Genomic DNA, 20,742 nt, shown 5'->3' with positions numbered 1-20,742 from the left:
CCGGAAGCCAGAACGCAACAAGGGGCCGGCGCAAGCCGGCCCCTTGCGTTTGCCGGCACGGAACCGGATACGGGCCGACGCCTGCCGCACCGGCGAGTTCCTGCCCGCCGAACTATTGAACCATCGCGTACAATTATCCTCTCCACTCCTCTTGGGGCGCGGGCGACCGTCCCCATAACCGCTGCTTCGAACGAATCAAGGTCCTCCCACGTGTCCATCCCCAGTGCCGTCAAGGGCACCCCGATCACGGGGCGCCAGCAGCTCGTCGACTACCTCGCCGCCGGGGAGAAGCCGCGCGAGGCGTGGCGCATCGGCACCGAGCACGAGAAATTCGGCTTCCGCACCGATGACCTGCGGCCACCGACCTACGAGGGCGACCGCGGCATCCGCGTACTGCTGGAACAGCTGGCCTCGCGCTACGGCTGGGAAGTCGCCCGCGAAGGCGAGCTGCCGGTGGCGCTGTCGCGCGAGAAGGCCTCGATTACGCTGGAGCCGGCCGGCCAGCTGGAGCTGTCCGGCGCACCGCTGGAAACGATCCACGAGACCTGCCGTGAAGTGAACGCCCACCTGGCCGACGTGCGCTCGGTCGCCGACGAACTGGGCCTGGGCTTTCTCGGCATGGGCTTCCAGCCGAAGTGGCGCCGCGACGAGATGCCGTGGATGCCCAAGGGCCGCTACAAGATCATGCGCGAGTACATGCCCAGGGTCGGCTCCCTCGGCCTAGACATGATGACCCGCACCTGCACGGTGCAGGTCAACCTCGACTTCGACAGCGAGGCGGACATGGTGAAGAAGTTCCGCACCAGCCTCGCCCTGCAGCCGATCGCCACCGCGCTGTTCGCCGACTCGCCGTTCACCGACGGCCAGCCCAACGGCTACCTGTCCTATCGCTCCCAGGTATGGACCGATACCGACGCCGACCGCACCGGCATGCTCGACTTCGTGTTCGATGACGGCTTCGGCTACGAGCGCTACGTCGACTACATCCTCGATGTGCCGATGTACTTCAGCTACCAGGACGGCCGCTACATCGACCTGGCCGGCCAGGACTTCAAACGCTTCATGGTGGGGAAACTGCCCGCTGTCCCCGGCACCCGCGCCACCATGAAGGACTGGGCCGACCACCTAACCACCGCGTTCCCCGAAGTGCGCCTGAAGCAGTATCTGGAAATGCGCGGCGCCGACGGCGGCCCTTGGAACCGCCTGTGCGCGCTGCCGGCGCTGTGGGTGGGCCTGCTGTACGACGGCGAGGCGCTCGATGCCGCCTGGGATCTGGTGAAGGATTTCTCGCTGGCCGAACGCCATGCCCTGCGCGACGGCGTGCCGAGGGAGGCACTGAAGCTGCCGTTCCGCGGCGGCACCGTACGCGACCTGGCCCGCGAGACGCTGAAGATCGCCGCCCACGGACTGAAGCGTCGCGGCCGGCTCAATGCCGGCGGTGCCGACGAGCGCACCTTCCTCGAGCCGCTGCTGGAGATCGTCGAGTCCGGCCAGACCCCGGCCGAGCGCAAGCTGGAACTGTTCCACGGCGCCTGGGGCGGCAGCGTCGATCCGGTGTTCCGCGAATTCGCCTACTGACCGATTGTCGTAGGAGCCCGCTCGCGGGCGATGCTCCTTGCTCCGATGCCAAATCAGAGCCAAAAGCATTGCCCGCGAGCGGGCTCCTACCGGGGCGGCGTTGGCGATGAGGTGCAAGAAAAAGGCCGGCTTGCGCCGGCCTTTTTCGTCGCTGCACGCAGCGCGCTTACTTGCCCTTCGGTGCATCCTTCAGGCCGCGGTCGATCAGCATCGGCTCCACGCTCGGCGCCTTGCCACGCCACGCCTCGTACATCTTTTCCAGATCTTCGGTATTACCACGGGACAGGACCATGGCGCGGAAGCGGTCGCCGTTGGCGCGGGTCAGGCCGCCATGCTCCTTGAACCACTCGAAGCCGTCGTCGGCCAGCATCTCGGTCCACAGGTAGGCGTAGTAGCCGGCGGCGTAGCCGTTGCCCCAGATGTGCTGGAAATAGCTGGAACGATAGCGCGGCGGCACGTAGCTCAGGTTGATCTTGTCGTCCTTCAGGGTCTTGGCCTCGAACGCATCGGCGTCCTGCTTCGGCGCATCAGCCGGCAGCGAGTGCCAGCCCATGTCCAGCAGGGCTGCCGACACCAGCTCGGTCATGTCGTAGCCCTTGTTGAAGTTGCGGGCCTTCTTGATCTTGTCGACCAGTTCCTGCGGCATCGGCTTGCCGGTCTTGTAGTTCACCGCGTAGTGCGCGAACACCTTCGGATCGGTGGCCCAGTGCTCGTTGAACTGCGAGGGGAACTCGACGAAGTCGCGCGCGGTATTGGTGCCGGAGAGCGTCGGGTATTCCTCGTCGGCGAACATGCCGTGCAGCGCATGGCCGAACTCGTGGAACATGGTGATCACGTCATCAAAGGACAGCAGCGCGGGCTGGCCCGGGGCTGGTTTGGTGAAGTTGGCGACGTTGTAGATCACCGGCTTGGTGCCCAGCAGCTTCGACTGGCCGACGAAGTTGTCCATCCAGGCGCCGCCGCCCTTGTTGTCGCGCTTGAAATAATCGCAGTAGAACAGCGCCAGCGACTTGCCGTCCTTGTCGAACACCTCGAACACGCGCACGTCCGGCTGGTACACCGGGATGTCCTTGCGCTCCTTGAAGGTCAGCCCGTAAAGCTGGTTGGCGGCGTAGAACACGCCGTTCTTGAGCACATTGTCGAGCTCGAAGTACGGCTTGATCTGGTTCTCGTCCAGATCGTACTTGGCCTTGCGCACCTGCTCGGCATAATGCTCCCAGTCCCAGGCCTGCAGCTTGAACCCACCCTTCTGCTGGTCGATCACCGACTGGATGTCCTTCGCCTCGCGCTCGGCACGCGCCGTGGCCGCCGGCACCAGGTCCTGCATGAACTTGATCGCGCGCTCGGGCGTCTTGGCCATCTGGTCGTCGAGCTTCCACGCGGCGTAGCTCGGGAAGCCCAGCAGCTTGGCCTGCTCGGCACGGATCTGCGCCAGCCGTTCGATGATGGCACGGGTGTCGTCGGCATTGCCCTTTTCGGCGCGATCCCAGGAAGCCTTGAACAACGCCTCGCGGGTGGCGCGGTCGGTCAGGTCCTGCAGCGCCGGCTGCTGGGTGGTGTTCTGCAGCGCGATCACCCACTTGCCGTCCAGCCCGCGGGCCTTGGCCGCCTGCGCGGCGGCGGCGATATCGCCCTCGGAGAGACCGGCGAGCTTCGACTTGTCGTCCACCACCAGCGCGCCGTCCTTGGTGGCGGCAAGCAGGGTATTGGTGAACTTGGTGCTGAGGGTGGACTCTTCCTCGTTCAGCGCCTTGAGCTTGGCCTTGTCGGCGTCGGACAGCTTGGCGCCGTGATGCACGAAGTTGCGATAGACCACCTCGACCAGGCGCAGCGATTCCGGATCGAGCTTCAGCGAGGCGCGCTGGTCATAGACCGCCTCGACCCGCTGGAACAGCTTGCTGTTGAGGTAGATGGCATCCTCGTGGGCGGCCAGCTTCGGTGCCTCGTCCTCCTGCACCTTCTGCAGGGTGTCGTCGGTGTTGGCGCCGGTGACGCCGTTGAAGACCATCATCACCCGGCTGAGCAGCGCGCCGGACTTCTCCATCGCCACGAAGGTGTTGTCGAAGGTCGGTGGCTCCGGGTTGTCCGCGATCTTCTGGATCTCGGCGAGGTGCTGGCGCATGCCCTCCTCGATCGCCGGTTGGTAGTCGGCATCGGTGATCTTGTCGAACGGGGGCGCCTGGAAGTCCAGCGTGCTGGCCTTGGCGAACGGGTTGGCGTCGGTGAACGGCGCCGTGCTGGCCGTGCTGGCCGCCTTGGCCGGCGCCGTGCTGGCCGGCGCGGGTGCGGGTGCGGATGCGGGTGCGGGTGCGGGTGCGGAGGATTTGGCGGGTTCGTTGCCGTGCTGTGAGCAGGCGGCGAGAGCGATGGTGGTGGCCATGGCGAGGGTTCGAAGTCGGAGCATGCAGATTCCCTGGAGAACGCGCCCTGGGGCAGGCGCACAAAAGTGACAGTTTCCGACTCTACCGAGTCCGCCCCACCGCTTCCAAGCGGCGGTGCGCCATGCTCAGGCGGCGCGCATGTCGCGCAAGGTCCAGTTCGCGCCGATCAGCAAGTTCATGCGATGACGCACGACACTCATCGGCAGCGAGGTCACCAGGTCGACGTCGACACGCAATATGTCGCCGAGCACGGCGCGCACCGTGGCGGCCGGATCGGTCTCGCCCAGTGCGGGATCGACCTCGTCCGGCTCGCTTTGCATGGCGCGCCAACGTTCGAACAGCGCAGGCGTCTGCAGTGCCTCGCGCAATGCAGCGGCGAAATCGTTGGGACCGGCACCGTCGTAGGCGAGCTCGGCAATCGGCCCGCGGGCATGGGCCAGATCGTCGATGGAGAGGTAGTAATGGTTGCGCAGCGGCATGGATGCGGTTCCTCTGCTGGAGGGTGCCGGAACGCGCAGCATGACACGCCCGGCGATCCGATCATCCCAGCGCGGCCACCGCGGCGGCCAGATGCCTTGCGGCAGATGCGGCCGGCTCGCCATGCGGCAAGACACCCAGACAGGGCGCCGGAATCAGCGCACGCAGCGTCGCCAGGTTGTCTTCGACGGCCTCCATCGCCGGATCGATGCGGTTACCGACCCAGCCGAGCAGGCGGCAGCCGTCCGCAACGATCGCCCGCGCGCTGAGCAGCGCATGGTTGAGGCATCCCAGCCGCAGTCCGATCACCAGGATCACCGGCAGCTCCCACGCCTGGGCCAGAGCGGGCGTCACCAACCCGGGCGCCAACGGAACCAGCCAGCCACCGACACCCTCCACCACGACCGGCGCGTGTTGCTCGCGCAACCGCTCGAACGCCTCGGTGAGCGGTGGCAGCGTCACAGTCACGCCATCGCGGGCCGCTGCCAGGTGCGGCGACAGCGGCGCCCGCAGGCTGACCGGATTGATCGCCGCATACGGCACGCCGGCCGGTCCGGCTGCCTGCAGCGCGAGTGCATCCTCGTTGCGCAGTCCCGCGGGCGTCTGCTCGCAGCCGCTGGCGACCGGCTTCATGCCCACCGCATCCCGGCCCGCCGCGCGCAGCGCGTGCAGCAGCGCGCACGAGACATGGGTCTTGCCGATGCCGGTATCGGTGCCGGCAATGAACACGCGATCGAGGGATGTCATCGAAGCCGTCCTGGGAACTACGGGGGGTGCATGGTCGTCACGCAGGGCATCGCAGGCAAGCCTCCCGCGCCTTTAGCAAGAAATTAGGAAACGCCGAGCAGGGATTTAGCAAACGCGCGCGCGGGGGCTTTCTAAGATGCCAGCCACCCCACTCCCACAGGAACCATCATGCATTCCCTCGAGCACGCAGCCGGTCCGGCGACCGCCCCCCGCCACAACATGTACGGCTTCATCCACAAGGCGATGCGCGCCTTCATGGCCGATACCCTGGTACGCATCGGCCGCCTCGACGCGAACGACCCCGTCGACGTGGAAGCCGGCCTCGACCAACTGCGCGAGCTGCTCGACCTGTGCCGCCATCACCTGGCGCACGAGAATCGCTTCGTGCACCCGGCAATGGAGGCGCGCGCCCCCGGCTCGAGCAGCCAGGTCGCCGGCGAGCACGTCCACCACGAAGCGGATATCGATGCCCTCGACGAAATGGCCGACGCGCTGGCGATGGCTTCGGCAGGTGCGGCCCGCACCGCGGCAGCGAACCGGCTGTACCGGCAGCTCGCCGTGTTCGTCGGCATCAACTTCGAGCACATGGACTACGAGGAGCACGAGCACAATGCCGTGCTGTGGACGCACTACAGCGATGCCGAGCTGTTCGGGATCGAGGCCGGGCTGCAAACGGCGCTGTCGCCGACGGAACGCGCGCAGGGCCTGCGTCTCATGCTCGGCGCACTGGATCACGGCGAGCGGGTGAAGCTGCTCGGCGGCATGCGCGCCCACGCCCCCGCCGCCGTCTTCGAAGGCGCGCTTGCACTGGCGCGCAGCCTGCTCGCCGAGCGCGACTGGCAGAAACTCGAACGCGCCCTGCGGCCGGCGGTCGCCGCGGCGTGATCAGCCGGCGCGCTCGCTCGGCATCTCGACCAGCTTCAGCGGACGCCGCACGCACAGGCGCAAGCGCCCGCGACCGGCCTTCTCGATCCGGATGCACGCATCGCGCTCGGCCAGCCGCCGGGTCAGCAGGATCAGCCGCGCCTCCAGGTTGTCGCTGAGCTCGGGCAGCCGGATCCGTGGATCCAGCCGCAGTTCGCGGTTGGCGAACACGGTCCGGCCGTGCTCGACGTGATCGCGCAGCAGGGTCCACAGGATCGCCCCGGCCACGCCCTTGATCAGGTAGTCTTCGCCGACGAACACGCTGTCGGTGCCGGGGTGGTGACGGATCATCACCGGCGCGCCGTCCGGCGGCGGAATCGGCTCGGCCGGTGGCAGATCGCCAGATGCATCGGCACGCAAGGCGCAGATCGCCATGCCGAGCTGGGCGCCCAGCGCGACCAGTGCATCCTCGTCGTCGTAGCCGAAGCGCAGATCCTGCGGGCTCTCCACGTACAGCACCCCGGAGAGGCGGCCACCGCCGACGATCGGCACCGCCAGCTGGCTGCGCGACTCGGGCAGCCCCGGCAGCGGAATCGCGGTCTCCAGGCGATCGGCCAGCGCGCCATGCGCCATCGCCTCGCGCACGGCCTGCCCGTAGGCGTACTCGCCGGTCATGTGGGCGATGCGGATCGGCGTGCGTTCGCGCGCGGCCACGCCGATCACGCCGTCGCCGACGGCGATCTCCGAGCCGATGCCGGACTCGCCATAGCCGCAGCTGGCCACGGTGAACAGCTTCTGGCCGCCGCCGTCCAGCAGCAGCACCATCGCGTGGTGGATGTCGAAATCCTGCCGCAGGCCGGTCAGCAGCGCTTCCAGCGCAGCATCGAGATCCGCCGCATCGGCAAGCCGGAGCGCGACGGCCCGCGTCGCCTCCAGCAGGTTGCGGCGCGGCGGGGTGACCGGCAGCGGCTGGCCGGGTACCGGCTCGATCGCCTCGACCCGGTAGACGTCCGAACCCTTGAGCTGGAACACACCGCTCATGCCGGTGTGCGAGGCGATGCCGGCGAGCTTGGCGCGCATCCGCTCGAACAGCGGCCCCTCCGACTCGGTGCGCAGGTAGCGCAGGGTCAGGCGGTACATCGCCGCGGTCTTCGGATGCATCAGCAACAGCCGCGCCTGCGGATTGGCCAGGATGTTCTGCCGGGTCTTGTTGAAGAACTGGAACGACAACGCGAGATGGGCCGGGTCGATGTACTCGACCTGCGACAGGTAGGCGACGTTCGGCGTGCCATCGGGCGCGCAGGTGGCCATCACGCCAGGCTGGCTGCCATCCAGGCAGTCGCGGATCGCATCCAGCCCCGGCGTCACCGCGGCATCTCCAGCACGCGGCCGGCATCAGGCCCCGGCGTCTGCACGAACGCCGACGTCGGCGAGAACGCGATCGCCACCAGCTCGCCCACCCCTGCCAGCAGCGCGCGCACGCGCGCTTCGGGCACGCCGATCAGGGCGAGTTCGGCCACCATCGCGTCGCGGTAGCCCGCGGCCAGTGCGAGGTCCTGCGCCGACGCGGCAACGATCCGCGCGTCCTCGCCCTTCACCTGCACCGAGCGGTGCGTGCTCGGCCGGGTGAACACCACCGCCACTCGACGGTTGTCGCGGATGTCATCGAGCAATTCGGTGGCCTGGTCGGCCACCACCAGCACGGTGAGGCCAGCGCCGCCGGGATCCACCCGGCACCCCTGCGCGCGCACCAGCGCCGGCCGGTGCTCGGCATTGCGGGTGGCGGCGATGATCGATACCGCTCCCTGGATGAAACCGGCGGTCTCGTCGTCGATGCGGGCGTCTGCGGGCACGGCGATCCTCGACTGGCGGGGTGGAAACGGCGCGGGGCGATCCGGGCGCATAATAATGCGCCCGCCACCCTGGAAGACCCATGTTCGAACTCGCTTCCTCCACTCCCGCCAGCAAGGCCGAGCACTACGCCGAGCTGTTGCAGCAGGCGCAGGGCCTGCTTGCCGGCGAGCGCGACCTGATCGCCAATGCCGCCAATTTCAGCGCCCTGCTGTTCCACAGCCTGCCCGACCTCAACTGGGCCGGCTTCTACCTGTTCGACGGTACCGAGCTGGTGGTCGGCCCGTTCCAGGGCAAGCCGGCCTGCATCCGCATCGCGCTGGGGCGCGGCGTGTGCGGCACCGCGGCGCAGACGCGGCAGACCCAGCTGGTGGTCGACGTGCACGCGTTCGAGGGCCACATCGCCTGCGACGCCGCGTCCAACTCCGAGATCGTGGTGCCGCTGGTGAAGGCGGACGGCACCCTGCTCGGCGTGTGGGACGTGGACAGCCCGCTCACCGGCCGCTTCGACGACGAGGACCGTGACGGCATGGAGGCGCTGTGTGCGCTGTTCATGCAAGCCGTCGACGCCTGAGCGTCCGCCCGGGCGTCAGCGTTCGCGCGGCGTCCGCAGCAGCTCGACCACGCGTGTGCGCGCCTCCTCCACACCGGTGCCGGCGGTGGAGGAGAACACCTGCGCGGTGGCATGCAGGCCATCGCGAAAGCTCTTGCGCATCGCCGCCAGCGCCTGCGTGGCCTGGCCGCGCGACAACTTGTCTGCCTTGGTCAGCAGCAGATGACACGGCAGCCCGGTGGTGAAGCAGAACTCCAGCATCATCCGGTCGAACTCCTTCAGCGGATGACGGATATCGGCGATCAGCACCACGCCGCGCAGACTGGCGCGGTGGTGCAGGTAGGCATCGATCTCCAGCTTCCAGTGCTCGCGCAACTCCTCCGGCACCTTGGCGTAGCCGTAGCCCGGCAGGTCGATCAGCCGCGCCTCCAGCGGCGACTCGCCCTCGCCCTGGGCCAGCGGCGGCAATGCGAACGACACCATCTGCTGGGTGCGGCCGGGCGTCTTGGAGGTGCGGGCCAGGCCGCGATGGCCGGTCAGCGCGTTGAGCGCACTGGACTTGCCGGCATTGGATCGACCGGCGAACGCCACCTCGGCACCCTCGTCGGCGGGCAATTGGCGGACACGATGGGCGGCGAGCGTGAACTGCGCGCCCTGGAGCGGATTCGGGGACATGGGAGCGGTTTGACCGGTCAGGGTGCCACGGGGATAATCCTGCGGTTTCTGCCAGTCGCGCGCGAGGTGCGGCTGGCTTGGCGGCAGTATCTGCAAGGTCTTTCGGGAGACAAGTGTATGAGTTTTCGGCTCGCCGATTTTCGGCACGCTGTGCTTGGGGCGACTGCTGCCCTCATATTCGCGCTGTCTGCCAGTGCGGTGACCGCCCAGGAAGCCAAGCCCGCAGCGGCTGCGAGCGCCGCTCCGGCAGCGTCCAGCGCCCCGGCTTCCGCCCCAGTGGCCACCGCCGAGGTGAAGCCCGGTGACGCCACCGCTGGCCAGGGCAAGGCCGCCGTCTGCGGCGCCTGCCACGGCATGGACGGCAACTCCGCCGATCCGCAGTACCCGAAGCTGGCCGGCCAGCACGAGTCGTACATCGCGCGCCAGCTGACCAGCTTCAAGGCGGGCAAGCGCCAGAACCCGATCATGCTCGGCATGGCCACGCCGCTGTCCGAGCAGGACATGCACGACATCGGCGCCTACTTCGCGTCCCAGACCGTGCGTCCGGGCGTCGCCGACGATGCGGTGGTCAAGCAGGGTGAGACGCTGTACCGCGAGGGCGATCCGACCCGCGGCATCCCCGCCTGCATGGCCTGTCACCTGATCGACGGCCGCGGCAACCCCGGCGCGATCTACCCGCAGCTCGCCGGCCAGCACTCGCAGTATGTGGAGGCCACGCTGAAGTCCTGGCACGACGGCACCGTCTGGGGTACCGACGCCCACGCGCAGATCATGCCGGCGATCGCCAAGAAGCTCGACGCCAAGGACATCACGGCGCTGGCCAGCTACATCGAGGGCCTGCACCCAGCCGATACCGGCGACACGGCAGCCGCCTCGGCTCCGTGATCCCCCTCACGCCGACCCCCGGGTCGGCGTGATCGTTTCCAGCTCGCGATTTTTTGCGCCCGCTGCTGATCAGAAGGACATCCCCATGCTGAAGCGCCTGCCGTTCCTGTGTACCGCCCTGCTCGCCCTGGCTGCCTGCAGCCACTCCAACGACAGCAGCACGCCGACGGCCCCCTCCACTCCCGCGCCGACCGCGGCGCCGGCCACCTCGGCACCGGCAACGACACCGGCCACCACCGGCAGCGCAGCGGCGACCCCGGCACCGGCGGCGAGCGCGCCCGTCTCCGCCGCCACTGCCGCGGCTGCTCCCGCGGCCCCGACGAAAGCCAGCGCTTTCGTCGAGGATCCGAAGTGGGTGGAAGGCAAGAACTACTTCCGCATCGAGCCGGCGCAGCCGAAGGTCTCCAACACCGACAAGATCGAAGTGGCCGAGGTGTTCTCCTACGCCTGCCCCTCGTGCAATGCCTTCCACCCGATGGTCGACCGGCTGGCCAAGAGCCTGCCCTCCGATGCGGTGATGGCCTACCTGCCGGTTTCGTTCATGCCGCAGGAAAACTTCCCGATGTTCCAACGCGCGTTCCTCACCGCGCAGGCGCTGGGCGTGGCCGACAAGGCCAATGACGCGATGTACGACGCGGTATGGAAGACCAAGGAGCTCAGCTCCGAGAACGCCAGCGGCCAGGGCCTGAAGCCGATGTCCGAGCTGCCCACGCTGGCCGACGCGGCGAAGTTCTACGCGAAGTACGGCGCCGACCCGAAGGAATTCCTGGCGGTGGCCAACTCCTTCAGCATCAATACCCAGGTCAAGCGCGCCGACGAGCTGGTGAAGGCCTACGGCGTGGAAGGCACGCCGACCATCGTGATCGACGGCAAGTACCGTATCGACCTGCGCGCCGCCGGCGGCTATGCGCAGATGGTCGAACTGGCGAAATATCTGGTGGCCAAGGAAGCGGCTGGCAAGTAAGTCCTAGTTGGCACCTTTCGCGCCCGGCGTGGTCTTGCCTGTTCCTGTTTCGTTGCGGAGTCGTTCCATGCTCAAGCACCTCTCCCGTGTCCGGCTGTTCGCCCTGGTCGGCGGCCTGCTGCTGGCCACCGCCTGCTCGGCCGGATCCGGCCGGGATCCGTCGGCGCCCTACACCGACGGCGTCGAGTACGCCACCATTCCCGGCCCGGCGCAGCGCTACAGCCCCGAGGGCAAGGTCGAAGTGGTCGAGGTGTTCTCCTACGGCTGCATCCACTGCGACCACTTCGCCCCCTATGCCGAGAAGCTGCGCCAGGCGCTGCCCAAGGGCGTGGTGTTCAAGCTGGTGCCGGCGCCGTTCAGCGCCGAATGGCTGCCGTTCGCGCGCGCCTTCTACGCGGCGAAGAAGCTGGGCGTGGTCGACAAGACCCACCTGGAGCTGTTCAAGGAGAAATTCGACCAGCACTACCCGATGAACACGCTGGACGAGCTGGCCGATTTCTATGCCCGTGAGGGCGTGAACCGCGAGGAGTTCCTGCGCATCGCGACCTCGGATGCAGTCACCCAGCAGATGAAGAGCGACCTGGCGCTGATCCAGAAATGGGGCGTCACAGGCACGCCGACCATCGTGGTGGACGGCAAGTACCGCAGCGCCGACGTCCACAACTTCGACCAGCTGTCGGCACTGACCCAGTGGCTGGCCAAGCGCGAACTGGCCGCCAAGTAAGCCTGCGTCACGGCAGTCGCCAGGCGGCTGCCGTGACGTTCACGCGGCGCGCGGCATGCTGTCGATCGTTTTCCCTCCCGCCGCAGTGCCCGACCCCGCCATGACCGGATCCGCCCCTCCTGCTCCCGAGCGTCGCCTGCGACTGCTCAGCTGCAACATCCTCGCGGGCGGAAGCGTGCAGAAATACCGTGAATACGTCACCCGCAGCCTCAATGCGGTGCTGCCCGGCCGCAGCAAGCTGGACAACCTCGATCGCCTCGCCGAACTGCTGCCGCAGTTCGACGTGATCGGCCTGCAGGAAGCCGACGCAGGCAGCCTGCGATCGGGCTTCCTCAACCAGACGCGCTACCTCGCCGAGACCGCCGGCATGCCGTTCTGGAGCCACCAGCCGAACCGCCCGGTGGCCAAGCTCGCGCATTCGGCCAACGGATTGATCAGCCGGATGGAGCCGCACAGCGTCTACGACTACCCGCTGCCCAGCCGCATCCCCGGTCGCGGCGCCATGCTGGCGCGCTTCGGCGAAGGCGACGATGCGCTCGCCGTGATGATCGCGCACCTCTCGCTCAGCGCCCCGGCCCGTGCCAGGCAGTTGGCCTTCATCGGCGAACTGCTGGCCGATTTCCCGCACGCGGTGCTGATGGGCGACCTCAACACCGAGGCACACAGCACGGAAATGCGGCACCTGTTCGCCAAGTGCCGGCTGCAGCCACCGGAGCAACCGACGCCCACCTTCCCCAGCTGGAAGCCGCGCCGGGCGCTCGACCACATTCTCACCTCCGCAGACATCCACCTCGACAAGGTCTGGACGCTGCCGCAGGCGTTCTCCGACCACCTGCCCATCGCCGCCGAGGTGCGTCTGCCCGCGCACGTGGCGCCGCGGCTGCAGCGGGTGCGACGCTGATGCGCGCTCAGCGGGGTCGGGCCGCCTTCGCCTGGATCGTCGTCCTGTTTGCCGGCGCGATCGCTGCTGCGCTGCGCTACGGCCTGGTCGAACCGCCCGGTCTGGGCGACCGATGTGCCGCCGGCGGCCCGGGGGCGCCGGCCTGGTGCGGCTTGCGCGACCTGGTCGTACAGGGCTTCCTGCATGATGTCTACGGTGCAGCGGCGCTCCTCGCGGCAGCTCTCGCCCTGCTGTACCGGCGCCGCTGGAGTGCCGCCTTCGCCGCTGCGCTGGGTCTGCTGGCGATCGAGCTCTACTGCTATGAGAGTGGCGCGCTGGCCCTGCTGGTCGGCGCCCTGCTACTGGTGCGGGCGAACGATCCGGCGCGGACGGGCGAACCAGCCCGGCGCGGCCAGCAGCACGTTCAGGCCGAACCATAGCCAGGCTGCCGGGCTGAGCCCCAGTTCCTGCGCCAATACCGCCGCACCGAGCACCAGCAGCAGCATTCCCAGGAACCGCTCCTCGCGCGTGGACGGGACCAGGGCCGCACGACCGAGCAGCGCAAGCAACGCGTAGCCCACTGCCGGCAGGGCAAACAGGCCGAGCGGAAAGTCGCGATAACGGCCGTCGAACACCAGCAGCAGGCCGTAGTAAGCCAGCGCGAACAGCCAGCCAAAGCGCAAGCGAGCGCCCGCCGGCAGCGCCGCCGCGCCGGCCAGCCATGCCGCCAGCGCGCGGGCCAGCACCAGTGCGGTGCCCAGCGCCAGCAGGCAGGCCACGAGGCTGATCGCCCACTCCCACCAGGGACCGCAGGCATAGATCATCTGCCGCACCTGCCACGCCAGCGCCGTGCCCGATCCGAGTCCCGCGCCGCTCAGGGCCAGCCAGCCCCGCCCACCGCGCCAGTGGCGACGCCAGCCGCCGACCATGACGAACAGTCCCGCCATCGCCAGCGCCGCCAGAGGGCCCAGCCACCAGCACGGGATCTCGGTCACCGGCCCCTGCATCGGAAATTTCGGCTGGGCGTGGGCGTCGAAGATGCCCCAGTAGCCGCCCACCGTGCCTTCCTGCTCGCGCTTCCAGGCCTGGTCGAAAGCCTCGATCACGTTGTACGGCATCTGCACCGTGGCGGCATAGCGCAGGAATTCGCGCAGGTAACGCGCTTCGTTGACCAGGCTCGCCGTGGCCGCCTCGCGTGGCCTGCCGGCACTGGGCCAGCCGGTCTCGCCGATCATCACCGGCTTGCCGGGAAACGCCGCGCGCACCCGCGCATACACGTCGGCCACATGCTGCACGGCGCGCTGCGGCGGCACCGGATCGTCCTCCCAGTAGGGCAGCACGTGGATGGTGATGTAGTCGACCGAGCTGGCCAGTTCCGGGTGGCGCAGCCAGAACTCCCACACATCGGCGTAGGTCACCGGCACGGCCGGCGGCAGTAACGCCCGCGCCTGTCGCAGGTAGCCGGCCAGCGCCGCGGAAGACTGCTCGCCGCGCAGCAGCACCTCATTGCCGACGATGACTCCACGGAGCACTTCGGGATGCGCCCGCGCCGCAGCCGCTGCCAGGGCGATCTCCCTTTCGTTGGCCACGGGGTCACGACCGATCCATATGCCCAGCAGCACCTTCATGCCGTAGCGCCCGGCGATCGCCGGCACGGCGTCCAGGCCCTGGCCTTCGGAGTATGTGCGCACGCAGTCGAAGCGACGCGACAGCGCGCGCAGGTCGGCATCGATCTGCCGGGGCGAGATGAAGGTCGCCGGGTCGTAGGGTGTCTGCCCCTCGCGGCGATAGGGCGAGTAGGACACGCAAGCGATGCGCGCGGACGGCGCATCCGGCAGCGCCACCGGCCGGCCGGCCGCCCACCACCACCACAGGCCCGCCGCGGCAGCGAGCCAGAGCCCCAGCCAGACCGGCCAGTGCGGGCGCGTCGAAGACGTGGTCGCGGAGGTCATGACGATCCGGGAGAGGGACGAGCGCGCGAGTGTATCAGCGCCATGCACACACTCATCGCAGGCGCCCCTTCACGCTGTTGGCCGCCGTTCGTAAGCGCTGCACTACACTCGAAACGTTGCACGCAGGAGATCCAATGCACGCCGCCCGTCCCCCGTCGCGCCCGTTCCGCCTCGCTCCCCGCCTTGTCGCCCTGATCCTGCTCCTCGCCGCCGCCCGGGGCAGCGATGCCGCGCCGAATGCCGACGCCCAACGCGAAGCATTCAGGCAGGCCTATGCAACCGCCCAGCAGGGCGGCGATGCCTGGCGTACGCAGGCACGCGGCCTGCAGCACTACATGCTGTACCCCTACCTCGAGGCGGCTTCCCTCGAGCACGACCTGCAGCAGCTCGATACATCCCGCGTGCAGGACTACCTCAAACGGTACCCCGGGCTGATTCCCGCCGACGACCTGCGCCGCGCCTTCCTCGGCGAACTGGCGCGCCGGCAGGACTGGACCGGCTTCATGGCGCTGTACCGGGACGGCCTGGGCGATGCACTGGCCTGCGACGAACTGCAGGCACGAATGGCGCAGGGGCATCGGCTGGACTTCGACAAGGACCTCGACGCGCTGTGGCAGAAGGCCTCGCTGCCGAGTGCCTGCGATCCTTTGCTGCAGGCCGCACACGACGCCGGCCTGCTTACGCCGACCCGGTTGTGGGCGCGGATCGATCGCGCCATGGCGGCAGGTGCCGGCGGCACGATCGCCTCGCTGGCGGCCTGGCTGCCGAAGCGCGACGCCGTCGCCGCGCAACGCCTCGCGCTGGCCCTGCGCGATCCCGCCAAGGCCGTGAAGGAGGCCGCACACTGGCCGGACACGCCGCGTCATCGCGAGGCTGCCGCGCGCGCCCTGCAACGGCTGGCGCGGCGCGATACGAACGCGGCGGATACGGGCTGGCTGCACCTGCAGCGGCGCTTCCACTTCAGCCAGTCGCAGCGCGACGACGTGCTCGCCGCACTGGCGTTGTTCCACGCCACCGACTTCGACGACCACGCGCTGCAGCGGCTGCGCGAGCTGCCGTCCGACGCGCAGACCGATGCCACCCGCGAGTGGCGCGTGCGCGTGGCACTGGCGCGGCAGGACTGGCGCGCCGTGCTGCAGGCCATCGATGCGCTGGCACCGGACCAGCGACAGGACGGCGAGTGGGACTACTTCAAGGCACGCGCGCTGGCCGCGCTGGGACGCACCCGCCAGGCCGACGCCTTGTTTGCGCAGCTCGCTACCGAGCCCACCTACTTCGGCTTCCTCGCCGCGGATCGCAGCGGCAATGCCTATGCGATCTGTCCGGACTCGATCGGCGACGATCCCGCGATTGCCCGCAGCCTGCTCGCCGAGCCCGGCATGCAGCGCGCCTTCGAGCTCTATGCGGTGGGCCTGTCCCGCGACGCGCGGCGCGAGTGGGCGCGCGCGCTGGCTGGCAGCAGCGTGGCGACTCGGCGCGAAGCCGCGCTGCTGGCCAACCAGCGCGGCTGGTACGACCGCGCCGTGTTCACCTTCTCCAGCGGCGACGCGCTGCGCCTGTACGACCTGCGCTTCCCGCTGGCGCGGCAGGACCACATGGTCGAGCAGGCCTCGCAGGCAGGCATCGATCCGGCCTGGGCCTACGCCATCGCCCGTGCCGAGAGCGCGTGGATGACCGACGCCCACTCCGGCGCCGACGCACGCGGCCTGATGCAGCTGCTACCGGCCACCGGCGCGCAGGTCGCCCGCGCCTATGGACTGCCATGGGCCGGCGGCGAATCGCTGTACGACCCGGTGGTGAACGTGCAGTTGGGCACGCGCTACCTGGCGCAGATGGCGCAGCGCTTCAACGGCGCGCCGTGGCTGGCCAGCGCGGCCTACAACGCCGGCCCGATGAAGGTGGACCAGTGGCTGGGCGAGCGCGGCTCGCTGCCGCCGGATCTGTTCACCGCCACCATTCCGTACAAGGAGACCCGCGAATACGTGGCGCGGGTGATGGCCTTCAGCGTGATCTACGACTGGCGACTGACCGGTCGCGCGGTGCCGCTGGATGCGCGGATGACGCCGATCGGACAGGCTTACGTACCGCCCGGCCCCGGAACGGTGCGCAAACCGGTCGGCTGTCCGGCTACCACGGCGGCGGAGTCGCCGGCCGATAGCGCCACGGTCGCGGCACCGCCCAGCCCCGGCTCATCCTGATCATTCAAGGAACTCCCGCATGACCGTCCAGGCCCTTGTCGTTCTCGGTGGCACCGGCTTCGTCGGCAGCCATCTGCTGCCCCGGCTCGCCCGTGACGGTCATCGCATCACCGTACTGACGCGCAATCGGGAACAGCACCGTGCCCTCGCGGTGACGCCGGGCGTGCGGCTGGTGAATGCCGACGTGCACGAGACGGACCGATTGCGTGCCGCGTTCGCCGGTGCCGATGCCGTCATCAACCTGGTCGGCATCCTCAACTGCCAGGGTCGCCAGACCTTCCAGCGCGTGCACGTGGAGCTGACCGGCAAGGTGATCGAAGCCTGCCGCGCGGCCGGCGTGGCACGCCTGCATCAGATGAGCTCGCTCAAGGCGGGCCAGGGACTGAGCGAGTACCTGAAGACCCGCGGCGAAGCCGAGGCGCGGGTGCGCCAGTCCGGACTGGACTGGACGATCTACCAGCCCAGCGTCATCTTCGGCGACGGCGACGGCCTGGTCGGGCGCTTTGCGAAGATCCTGAAGATGACGCCGCTACTGCCGCTGGCCCGCGCGCAGGCGAAGATGGCACCCACCTGGGTCGGCGACGTGGTCGAGGCGATCGCCCGCTGCGTCGCCGGCGAAGCGCCGTCGCACCAGCGCGCCTTCGAACTGTACGGCCCCGAGGTGCTCACGCTGGGCGCGATTGTCGCCGCCATCCGCGACGCGGCCGGCCTGCACACCCGGATCCTGCCGCTGCCCGATGCACTGGGCCGGCTGCAGGCACAGGTCGCCGAGTGGCTGCCGGGCAAGCCGTTCTCGCGCGACAACTTCCTCTCGCTGCGCACCGATTCGGTGGCGAAGACCGACGGCTACGCCGCGCTGGGCATCGTGCCGCAGCCGTTCACGCCGTGGCTGCCGCGGCTGGTCGGCGGCCTGCCGCGGCAGCGGCGGCTGGACGCCGCCCGCCGCCACGCACGCTGAGCACCGCCGCGATCAGGGCGTGACGGCGGCGGTTTCGTCCTTGCCCGCCGGCGCGCGGTCGAGCAGCTGATGCAGCTTCAGCCACACGCCGTTGGTCCAGCCGAAGCCGATCACGTTCTCGGTGTAGCCGGCGGTGATCTGCACGTCGGCATTGCCGCTGACCATGTTGTATTTCTCGCGGATGGTGCCGTCGGCGGCCAGGCTGCGATCTACCGTGCTGGCGAACTTCGCGGCGATGCGTCGCGCGTCGTCGTGGAAGCCGTAGTCGTCCAGCCCCTTCACCGCCAGCCAGTTGGTCGGCGCCCAGCCGAACGGCTGGTCCCACTGCGCGCCACTGGCATCATCACTCATCGCCAGGCCGCCCTTGCGCTCGAACAGCGCCAAGCGGTCGCGCACCGACTTCGCCTGCGCCGGCGTCGCCAGCCCGGCCCACAGCGGATAGAAGGTGGTCAGGTAGGGATCATCCGAAGGCTGGCCGGTAGTGGTGTCGTAATCCATGAACAGGCCGCGGTCGGCCCGCCACAGGTACTTGTTCATCGCTGCCTTGCGCAGCGCCGCCAATGCCGCCCAGTGCGCCGCCTCGGCGGGCTTGCCCAGGCGCAGGGCGAAATCGTGTAGGTCACGCTCGTAGCGATACAGCAGGCTGTTGAGACCCACCGCGGCGTAGTGGTGGGTCGCGGCACCGTAGGGACCGAAGTGGAAATTGGTGTCGAAGCCGGACTCGCGCATCGCGCGGTCGCCGGCGTAGTAGTCGGCGCTGAGGCGGTAGCCGTCGGCCCAGGCGTCGGCACAGATGGGCGAGGCGGCCAGATCGCAGCTGCGGGTCTTCAGGCGCGCCGCTTCGGTCGCATCCGGATGCTCCGACGCCTTCACCAGGTAGCCGCGGTTCTTCGCCGGATGCTTTTCCAGGTAGCGGATCACGCCCTTGAGGTAATCGGCGTTGCGCATCTCCAGCACCGGACCGGCGCCCAGATCCATGTAGCGTGCCAGGCCGGTGTCGCCGGCCTGATGCGGCTTGCTCAGCCAGATCGCATGGTCCTTCACCGCCAGCGGATAAGCCTTGCGCAGCCAGGCGGTGGCGGCATCCGCGCTGGGGAAGCTGGCCGGGTCGTCCAGCACCGCGCGCATCATCTCGCCGAGGAACGGCGGCTGCGAACGGCTGAAGTAGTAGCTGCGGTTGGCGTTGAGTACGCCGCCGTAGTGGTCGATCTCGTAGAGGAAGTTCTCGACCATGCCGCGCGCCAGGTCCACGCGATGATCGGCGATGAGGCCCAGCACGATGAAATAGCTGTCCCAGCCGTACATCTCGTTGAACATGCCGCCCGGCACCACGTAGGGACGCGGCAGGTACAGCAGACCCTGCACCGGCAGCGTGCGCGCGTCGATCTGGCCCAGCGCGGTCACCACCCGCGGCAGCCGCCGCACGTCGACCTTGCAGCGATGCCGCGTGGCCTCGAGCGACCCGGGCATCGGCACGTCGGCGGGCAGGTACAACACCGGCTCGGTGGCCACCTTCGGATCGACCAGCGACGCACAGTCGTCAGTGGCCCGGGTCAGCGTGGTCCAAGCCTTGTCGATATAGGCGCGGGTCGCGGCCGGATCGGCCTGGGCGGCGGCAACGGCGGTGCTGGCCAGCAGCAGCATCGCGGCGAGGACGGGGCGGAGACTACGACGCTTCACGGCGTTCCCTCGGGCGGCGGACGGATCGCACGAGGATAACGCCCGACGTCCGGCGATGCCGTTGCGGGGGCGTGAAGGAACGTCATGGCAGAATGCCCCGATGCGTATCTATCTCGTCGGCGGCGCCGTCCGCGACCAACTGCTCGGCCGGCCCGTGGTCGACCGCGACCATGTCGTGGTCGGCGCGCGGCCGGACGAACTGGTCGCGCTCGGCTATCGACCCGTCGGCAAGGACTTCCCTGTCTTCCTGCACCCGGACAGCGGCGAGGAGTACGCGCTGGCGCGCACCGAACGCAAGACCGGCCGCGGCTACCACGGCTTCGCGTTCCATGCCGATCCCGAGGTGACGCTGGAAGAGGATCTGGCCAGGCGCGACCTCACCATCAACGCCATCGCGCGGGACGAGGCTGGCACACTGGTCGACCCCTACGGCGGCAGGCAGGATATCGAGGCGCGCGTGCTGCGCCACGTCTCGCTGGCGTTTGTCGAGGATCCGGTGCGCCTGTTGCGCGTGGCACGCTTCGCCGCGCGCTTCGCGCCGCTCGGCTTCACTGTCGCCACCGAGACGATGGCGCTGATGCGCCAGATGGTGGCGAACGGCGAGGTGGACCATCTGGTGCCCGAGCGCGTGTGGGCCGAAACCCGGCGCGCGTTGGCCGAAGCGCGGCCGTCGGCCTTCCTGCGCGTGCTGCGCGAGAGCGGCGCGCTGGCGATCCTGTTTCCCGAGGTGGACGCACTGTACGGCGTACCGCAGCGCCCCGAGTTCCACCCGGAGATCGACACCGGCACCCATATGGAGCTGGTGCTCGACGCGGCTGCCACGATCGCGACCGGCGATGACCTGGTCGGCTATTGCGCGCTCTGTCACGACCTGGGCAAGGCGCTCACGCCGACCGAGGCGCTGCCACGGCACATCGGCCACGAGCATGCCGGCGTACCGCTCGTGCGCGCGCTCTCGGCCAGGCTCAAGGTACCGACCGAGCACGCGACGCTGGCCGAACACGTCTGCCGCGAACACCTCAACGCGCATCGCGCGCTGGAGCTCAAGCCGGCGACCGTGCTCAGGCTGCTCACCGCGCTGGACGCCCTGCGCCGACCGGAGCGGCTGGAGACCTTTCTGGCCGCCTGCTGGGCCGACAAGCGCGGGCGACTGGGGCATGAAGACGATCCGTATCCCGCCGGCGATTACCTGCGACAGGCCCGTGCGGCGGCCGCGGCGGTGACCGCCGCCCCCTTCATCGAGAACGGCCTGCGCGGCCCGGCCGTTGGCGCCGCGATGGATGCCGCGCGCGTCAGCGCCATCGGCGATGTGAAACAATATAACAATTGACCTTTCGCGCCGACGCCAACGCCTTCGCGCTGGTGCGGCGGTCCA

19 protein-coding genes are annotated in these 20,742 nt (G+C 69.0%); 11 read left to right on the top strand and 8 right to left on the bottom strand.

Annotation, left to right across the window (positions count from 1 at the left end):
• The first annotated feature begins 210 nt into the window (after positions 1-210).
• A complete protein-coding gene (locus tag NC595_RS18925) occupies positions 211-1,578 on the top strand; it encodes a glutamate--cysteine ligase (RefSeq protein WP_253568948.1) in 1,368 nt (455 codons plus the stop codon).
• A 166-nt stretch (positions 1,579-1,744) separates the two neighbouring features.
• Here NC595_RS18925 and dcp read toward each other — a convergent pair whose 3' ends face one another.
• From dcp to bioD, 3 genes are all read right to left on the bottom strand, one after another.
• Positions 1,745-3,982, bottom strand: coding sequence for a peptidyl-dipeptidase Dcp (dcp, locus tag NC595_RS18920; protein WP_253568947.1), 2,238 nt, complete (start codon positions 3,980-3,982; stop codon positions 1,745-1,747).
• Positions 3,983-4,084: 102 nt separating this feature from the next.
• On the bottom strand, positions 4,085-4,438 hold the full coding sequence (locus NC595_RS18915; RefSeq protein WP_253568946.1) for a hypothetical protein: 354 nt from the start codon (positions 4,436-4,438) through the stop codon (positions 4,085-4,087).
• A gap of 61 nt (positions 4,439-4,499) precedes the next feature.
• Positions 4,500-5,183, bottom strand: a complete 684-nt coding sequence (gene bioD, locus NC595_RS18910) for a dethiobiotin synthase (RefSeq protein ID WP_253568945.1) — start codon at positions 5,181-5,183, stop codon at positions 4,500-4,502.
• Positions 5,184-5,351: 168 nt separating this feature from the next.
• Here bioD and NC595_RS18905 point away from each other — a divergent pair, with 168 nt between their 5' ends.
• Positions 5,352-6,068, top strand: coding sequence for a hemerythrin domain-containing protein (locus NC595_RS18905; RefSeq protein WP_253568944.1), 717 nt, complete (start codon positions 5,352-5,354; stop codon positions 6,066-6,068).
• Here the strand turns inward: NC595_RS18905 and NC595_RS18900 are convergent, their stop codons facing one another.
• Positions 6,069-7,415 carry a GAF domain-containing protein gene (locus NC595_RS18900; RefSeq protein WP_253568943.1) on the bottom strand — a complete coding sequence of 449 codons (1,347 nt, stop codon included), beginning with the start codon at positions 7,413-7,415 and terminating at the stop codon, positions 6,069-6,071.
• Positions 7,412-7,900 carry a pyridoxamine 5'-phosphate oxidase family protein gene (locus tag NC595_RS18895; RefSeq protein WP_253568942.1) on the bottom strand — a complete coding sequence of 163 codons (489 nt, stop codon included), beginning with the start codon at positions 7,898-7,900 and terminating at the stop codon, positions 7,412-7,414. Before NC595_RS18895 ends, NC595_RS18900 begins: the two co-directional genes overlap by 4 nt.
• 80 nt (positions 7,901-7,980) lie before the next feature.
• On the opposite strand from NC595_RS18895, the gene NC595_RS18890 reads away from it, so the two are divergent.
• Positions 7,981-8,472: a GAF domain-containing protein gene (locus NC595_RS18890; RefSeq protein ID WP_253568941.1), complete on the top strand. Its 492-nt coding sequence runs from the start codon at positions 7,981-7,983 to the stop codon at positions 8,470-8,472.
• A gap of 15 nt (positions 8,473-8,487) precedes the next feature.
• Here NC595_RS18890 and yihA read toward each other — a convergent pair whose 3' ends face one another.
• Positions 8,488-9,126 (bottom strand): ribosome biogenesis GTP-binding protein YihA/YsxC, encoded by a 639-nt coding sequence (gene yihA, locus NC595_RS18885; protein ID WP_253568940.1) that lies wholly within the window; start codon positions 9,124-9,126, stop codon positions 8,488-8,490.
• 117 nt (positions 9,127-9,243) lie between these two features.
• On the opposite strand from yihA, the gene NC595_RS18880 reads away from it, so the two are divergent.
• The 5 genes from NC595_RS18880 to NC595_RS18860 all read left to right on the top strand — a co-directional run bounded on the left by NC595_RS18880 (position 9,244) and on the right by NC595_RS18860 (position 13,019).
• Positions 9,244-10,011: a c-type cytochrome gene (locus NC595_RS18880; protein WP_253568939.1), complete on the top strand. Its 768-nt coding sequence runs from the start codon at positions 9,244-9,246 to the stop codon at positions 10,009-10,011.
• A gap of 85 nt (positions 10,012-10,096) precedes the next feature.
• Positions 10,097-10,975, top strand: coding sequence for a thiol:disulfide interchange protein DsbA/DsbL (locus NC595_RS18875; protein WP_253568938.1), 879 nt, complete (start codon positions 10,097-10,099; stop codon positions 10,973-10,975).
• A 67-nt stretch (positions 10,976-11,042) separates the two neighbouring features.
• Positions 11,043-11,699 carry a thiol:disulfide interchange protein DsbA/DsbL gene (locus NC595_RS18870; RefSeq protein WP_253568937.1) on the top strand — a complete coding sequence of 219 codons (657 nt, stop codon included), beginning with the start codon at positions 11,043-11,045 and terminating at the stop codon, positions 11,697-11,699.
• Between the two features lie 100 nt (positions 11,700-11,799).
• The gene (locus tag NC595_RS18865; RefSeq protein WP_253568936.1) at positions 11,800-12,600 is read left to right on the top strand and encodes an endonuclease/exonuclease/phosphatase family protein; all 801 of its coding nucleotides are present in this window, start codon (positions 11,800-11,802) and stop codon (positions 12,598-12,600) included.
• Entirely contained in the window at positions 12,600-13,019 is a 420-nt protein-coding gene (locus tag NC595_RS18860; protein ID WP_253568935.1) for a hypothetical protein, read from the top strand. The genes NC595_RS18865 and NC595_RS18860 overlap by 1 nt, the downstream gene beginning before the upstream one ends.
• Here NC595_RS18860 and NC595_RS18855 read toward each other — a convergent pair.
• Positions 12,939-14,531: a glycoside hydrolase family 17 protein gene (locus tag NC595_RS18855; RefSeq protein ID WP_253568934.1), complete on the bottom strand. Its 1,593-nt coding sequence runs from the start codon at positions 14,529-14,531 to the stop codon at positions 12,939-12,941. The genes NC595_RS18860 and NC595_RS18855 overlap by 81 nt on opposite strands.
• Positions 14,532-14,665: 134 nt before the next feature.
• On the opposite strand from NC595_RS18855, the gene NC595_RS18850 reads away from it, so the two are divergent.
• Both NC595_RS18850 and NC595_RS18845 read left to right on the top strand, forming a co-directional pair.
• On the top strand, positions 14,666-16,729 hold the full coding sequence (locus NC595_RS18850; RefSeq protein WP_253568933.1) for a transglycosylase SLT domain-containing protein: 2,064 nt from the start codon (positions 14,666-14,668) through the stop codon (positions 16,727-16,729).
• 19 nt (positions 16,730-16,748) lie between these two features.
• A complete protein-coding gene (locus tag NC595_RS18845) occupies positions 16,749-17,687 on the top strand; it encodes a complex I NDUFA9 subunit family protein (protein WP_253568932.1) in 939 nt (312 codons plus the stop codon).
• A gap of 12 nt (positions 17,688-17,699) precedes the next feature.
• Here NC595_RS18845 and NC595_RS18840 read toward each other — a convergent pair whose 3' ends face one another.
• Complete coding sequence (locus NC595_RS18840; RefSeq protein WP_425493173.1) at positions 17,700-19,367, bottom strand: trehalase family glycosidase; 1,668 nt, start codon at positions 19,365-19,367, stop codon at positions 17,700-17,702.
• A 100-nt stretch (positions 19,368-19,467) separates the two neighbouring features.
• Between NC595_RS18840 and NC595_RS18835 the strand changes: the two genes are divergently transcribed.
• Positions 19,468-20,697 (top strand): multifunctional CCA addition/repair protein, encoded by a 1,230-nt coding sequence (locus NC595_RS18835; RefSeq protein WP_253568931.1) that lies wholly within the window; start codon positions 19,468-19,470, stop codon positions 20,695-20,697.
• The last annotated feature ends 45 nt before the right edge of the window (positions 20,698-20,742 follow it).

Origin of the sequence: Dyella lutea (assembly GCF_024158035.1) — a bacterium.
Classification (GTDB): domain Bacteria; phylum Pseudomonadota; class Gammaproteobacteria; order Xanthomonadales; family Rhodanobacteraceae; genus Dyella_A; species Dyella_A lutea.
The sequence above is the reverse complement of the archived record's forward strand: the minus strand, read 5'-3'. Positions and strand labels throughout refer to the sequence as shown.

Coding starts and splice junctions, on each gene's coding strand:
- dcp (WP_253568947.1), bottom strand. CDS start 3,982: ATGCTCCGACTTCGAACCCTCGCCATGGCCACCACCATCGCTCTCGCC.
- NC595_RS18915 (WP_253568946.1), bottom strand. CDS start 4,438: ATGCCGCTGCGCAACCATTACTACCTCTCCATCGACGATCTGGCCCAT.
- bioD (WP_253568945.1), bottom strand. CDS start 5,183: ATGACATCCCTCGATCGCGTGTTCATTGCCGGCACCGATACCGGCATC.
- NC595_RS18905 (WP_253568944.1), top strand. CDS start 5,352: ATGCATTCCCTCGAGCACGCAGCCGGTCCGGCGACCGCCCCCCGCCAC.
- NC595_RS18890 (WP_253568941.1), top strand. CDS start 7,981: ATGTTCGAACTCGCTTCCTCCACTCCCGCCAGCAAGGCCGAGCACTAC.
- yihA (WP_253568940.1), bottom strand. CDS start 9,126: ATGTCCCCGAATCCGCTCCAGGGCGCGCAGTTCACGCTCGCCGCCCAT.
- NC595_RS18880 (WP_253568939.1), top strand. CDS start 9,244: ATGAGTTTTCGGCTCGCCGATTTTCGGCACGCTGTGCTTGGGGCGACT.
- NC595_RS18875 (WP_253568938.1), top strand. CDS start 10,097: ATGCTGAAGCGCCTGCCGTTCCTGTGTACCGCCCTGCTCGCCCTGGCT.
- NC595_RS18870 (WP_253568937.1), top strand. CDS start 11,043: ATGCTCAAGCACCTCTCCCGTGTCCGGCTGTTCGCCCTGGTCGGCGGC.
- NC595_RS18865 (WP_253568936.1), top strand. CDS start 11,800: ATGACCGGATCCGCCCCTCCTGCTCCCGAGCGTCGCCTGCGACTGCTC.
- NC595_RS18860 (WP_253568935.1), top strand. CDS start 12,600: ATGCGCGCTCAGCGGGGTCGGGCCGCCTTCGCCTGGATCGTCGTCCTG.
- NC595_RS18855 (WP_253568934.1), bottom strand. CDS start 14,531: ATGACCTCCGCGACCACGTCTTCGACGCGCCCGCACTGGCCGGTCTGG.
- NC595_RS18850 (WP_253568933.1), top strand. CDS start 14,666: ATGCACGCCGCCCGTCCCCCGTCGCGCCCGTTCCGCCTCGCTCCCCGC.
- NC595_RS18845 (WP_253568932.1), top strand. CDS start 16,749: ATGACCGTCCAGGCCCTTGTCGTTCTCGGTGGCACCGGCTTCGTCGGC.
- NC595_RS18835 (WP_253568931.1), top strand. CDS start 19,468: ATGCGTATCTATCTCGTCGGCGGCGCCGTCCGCGACCAACTGCTCGGC.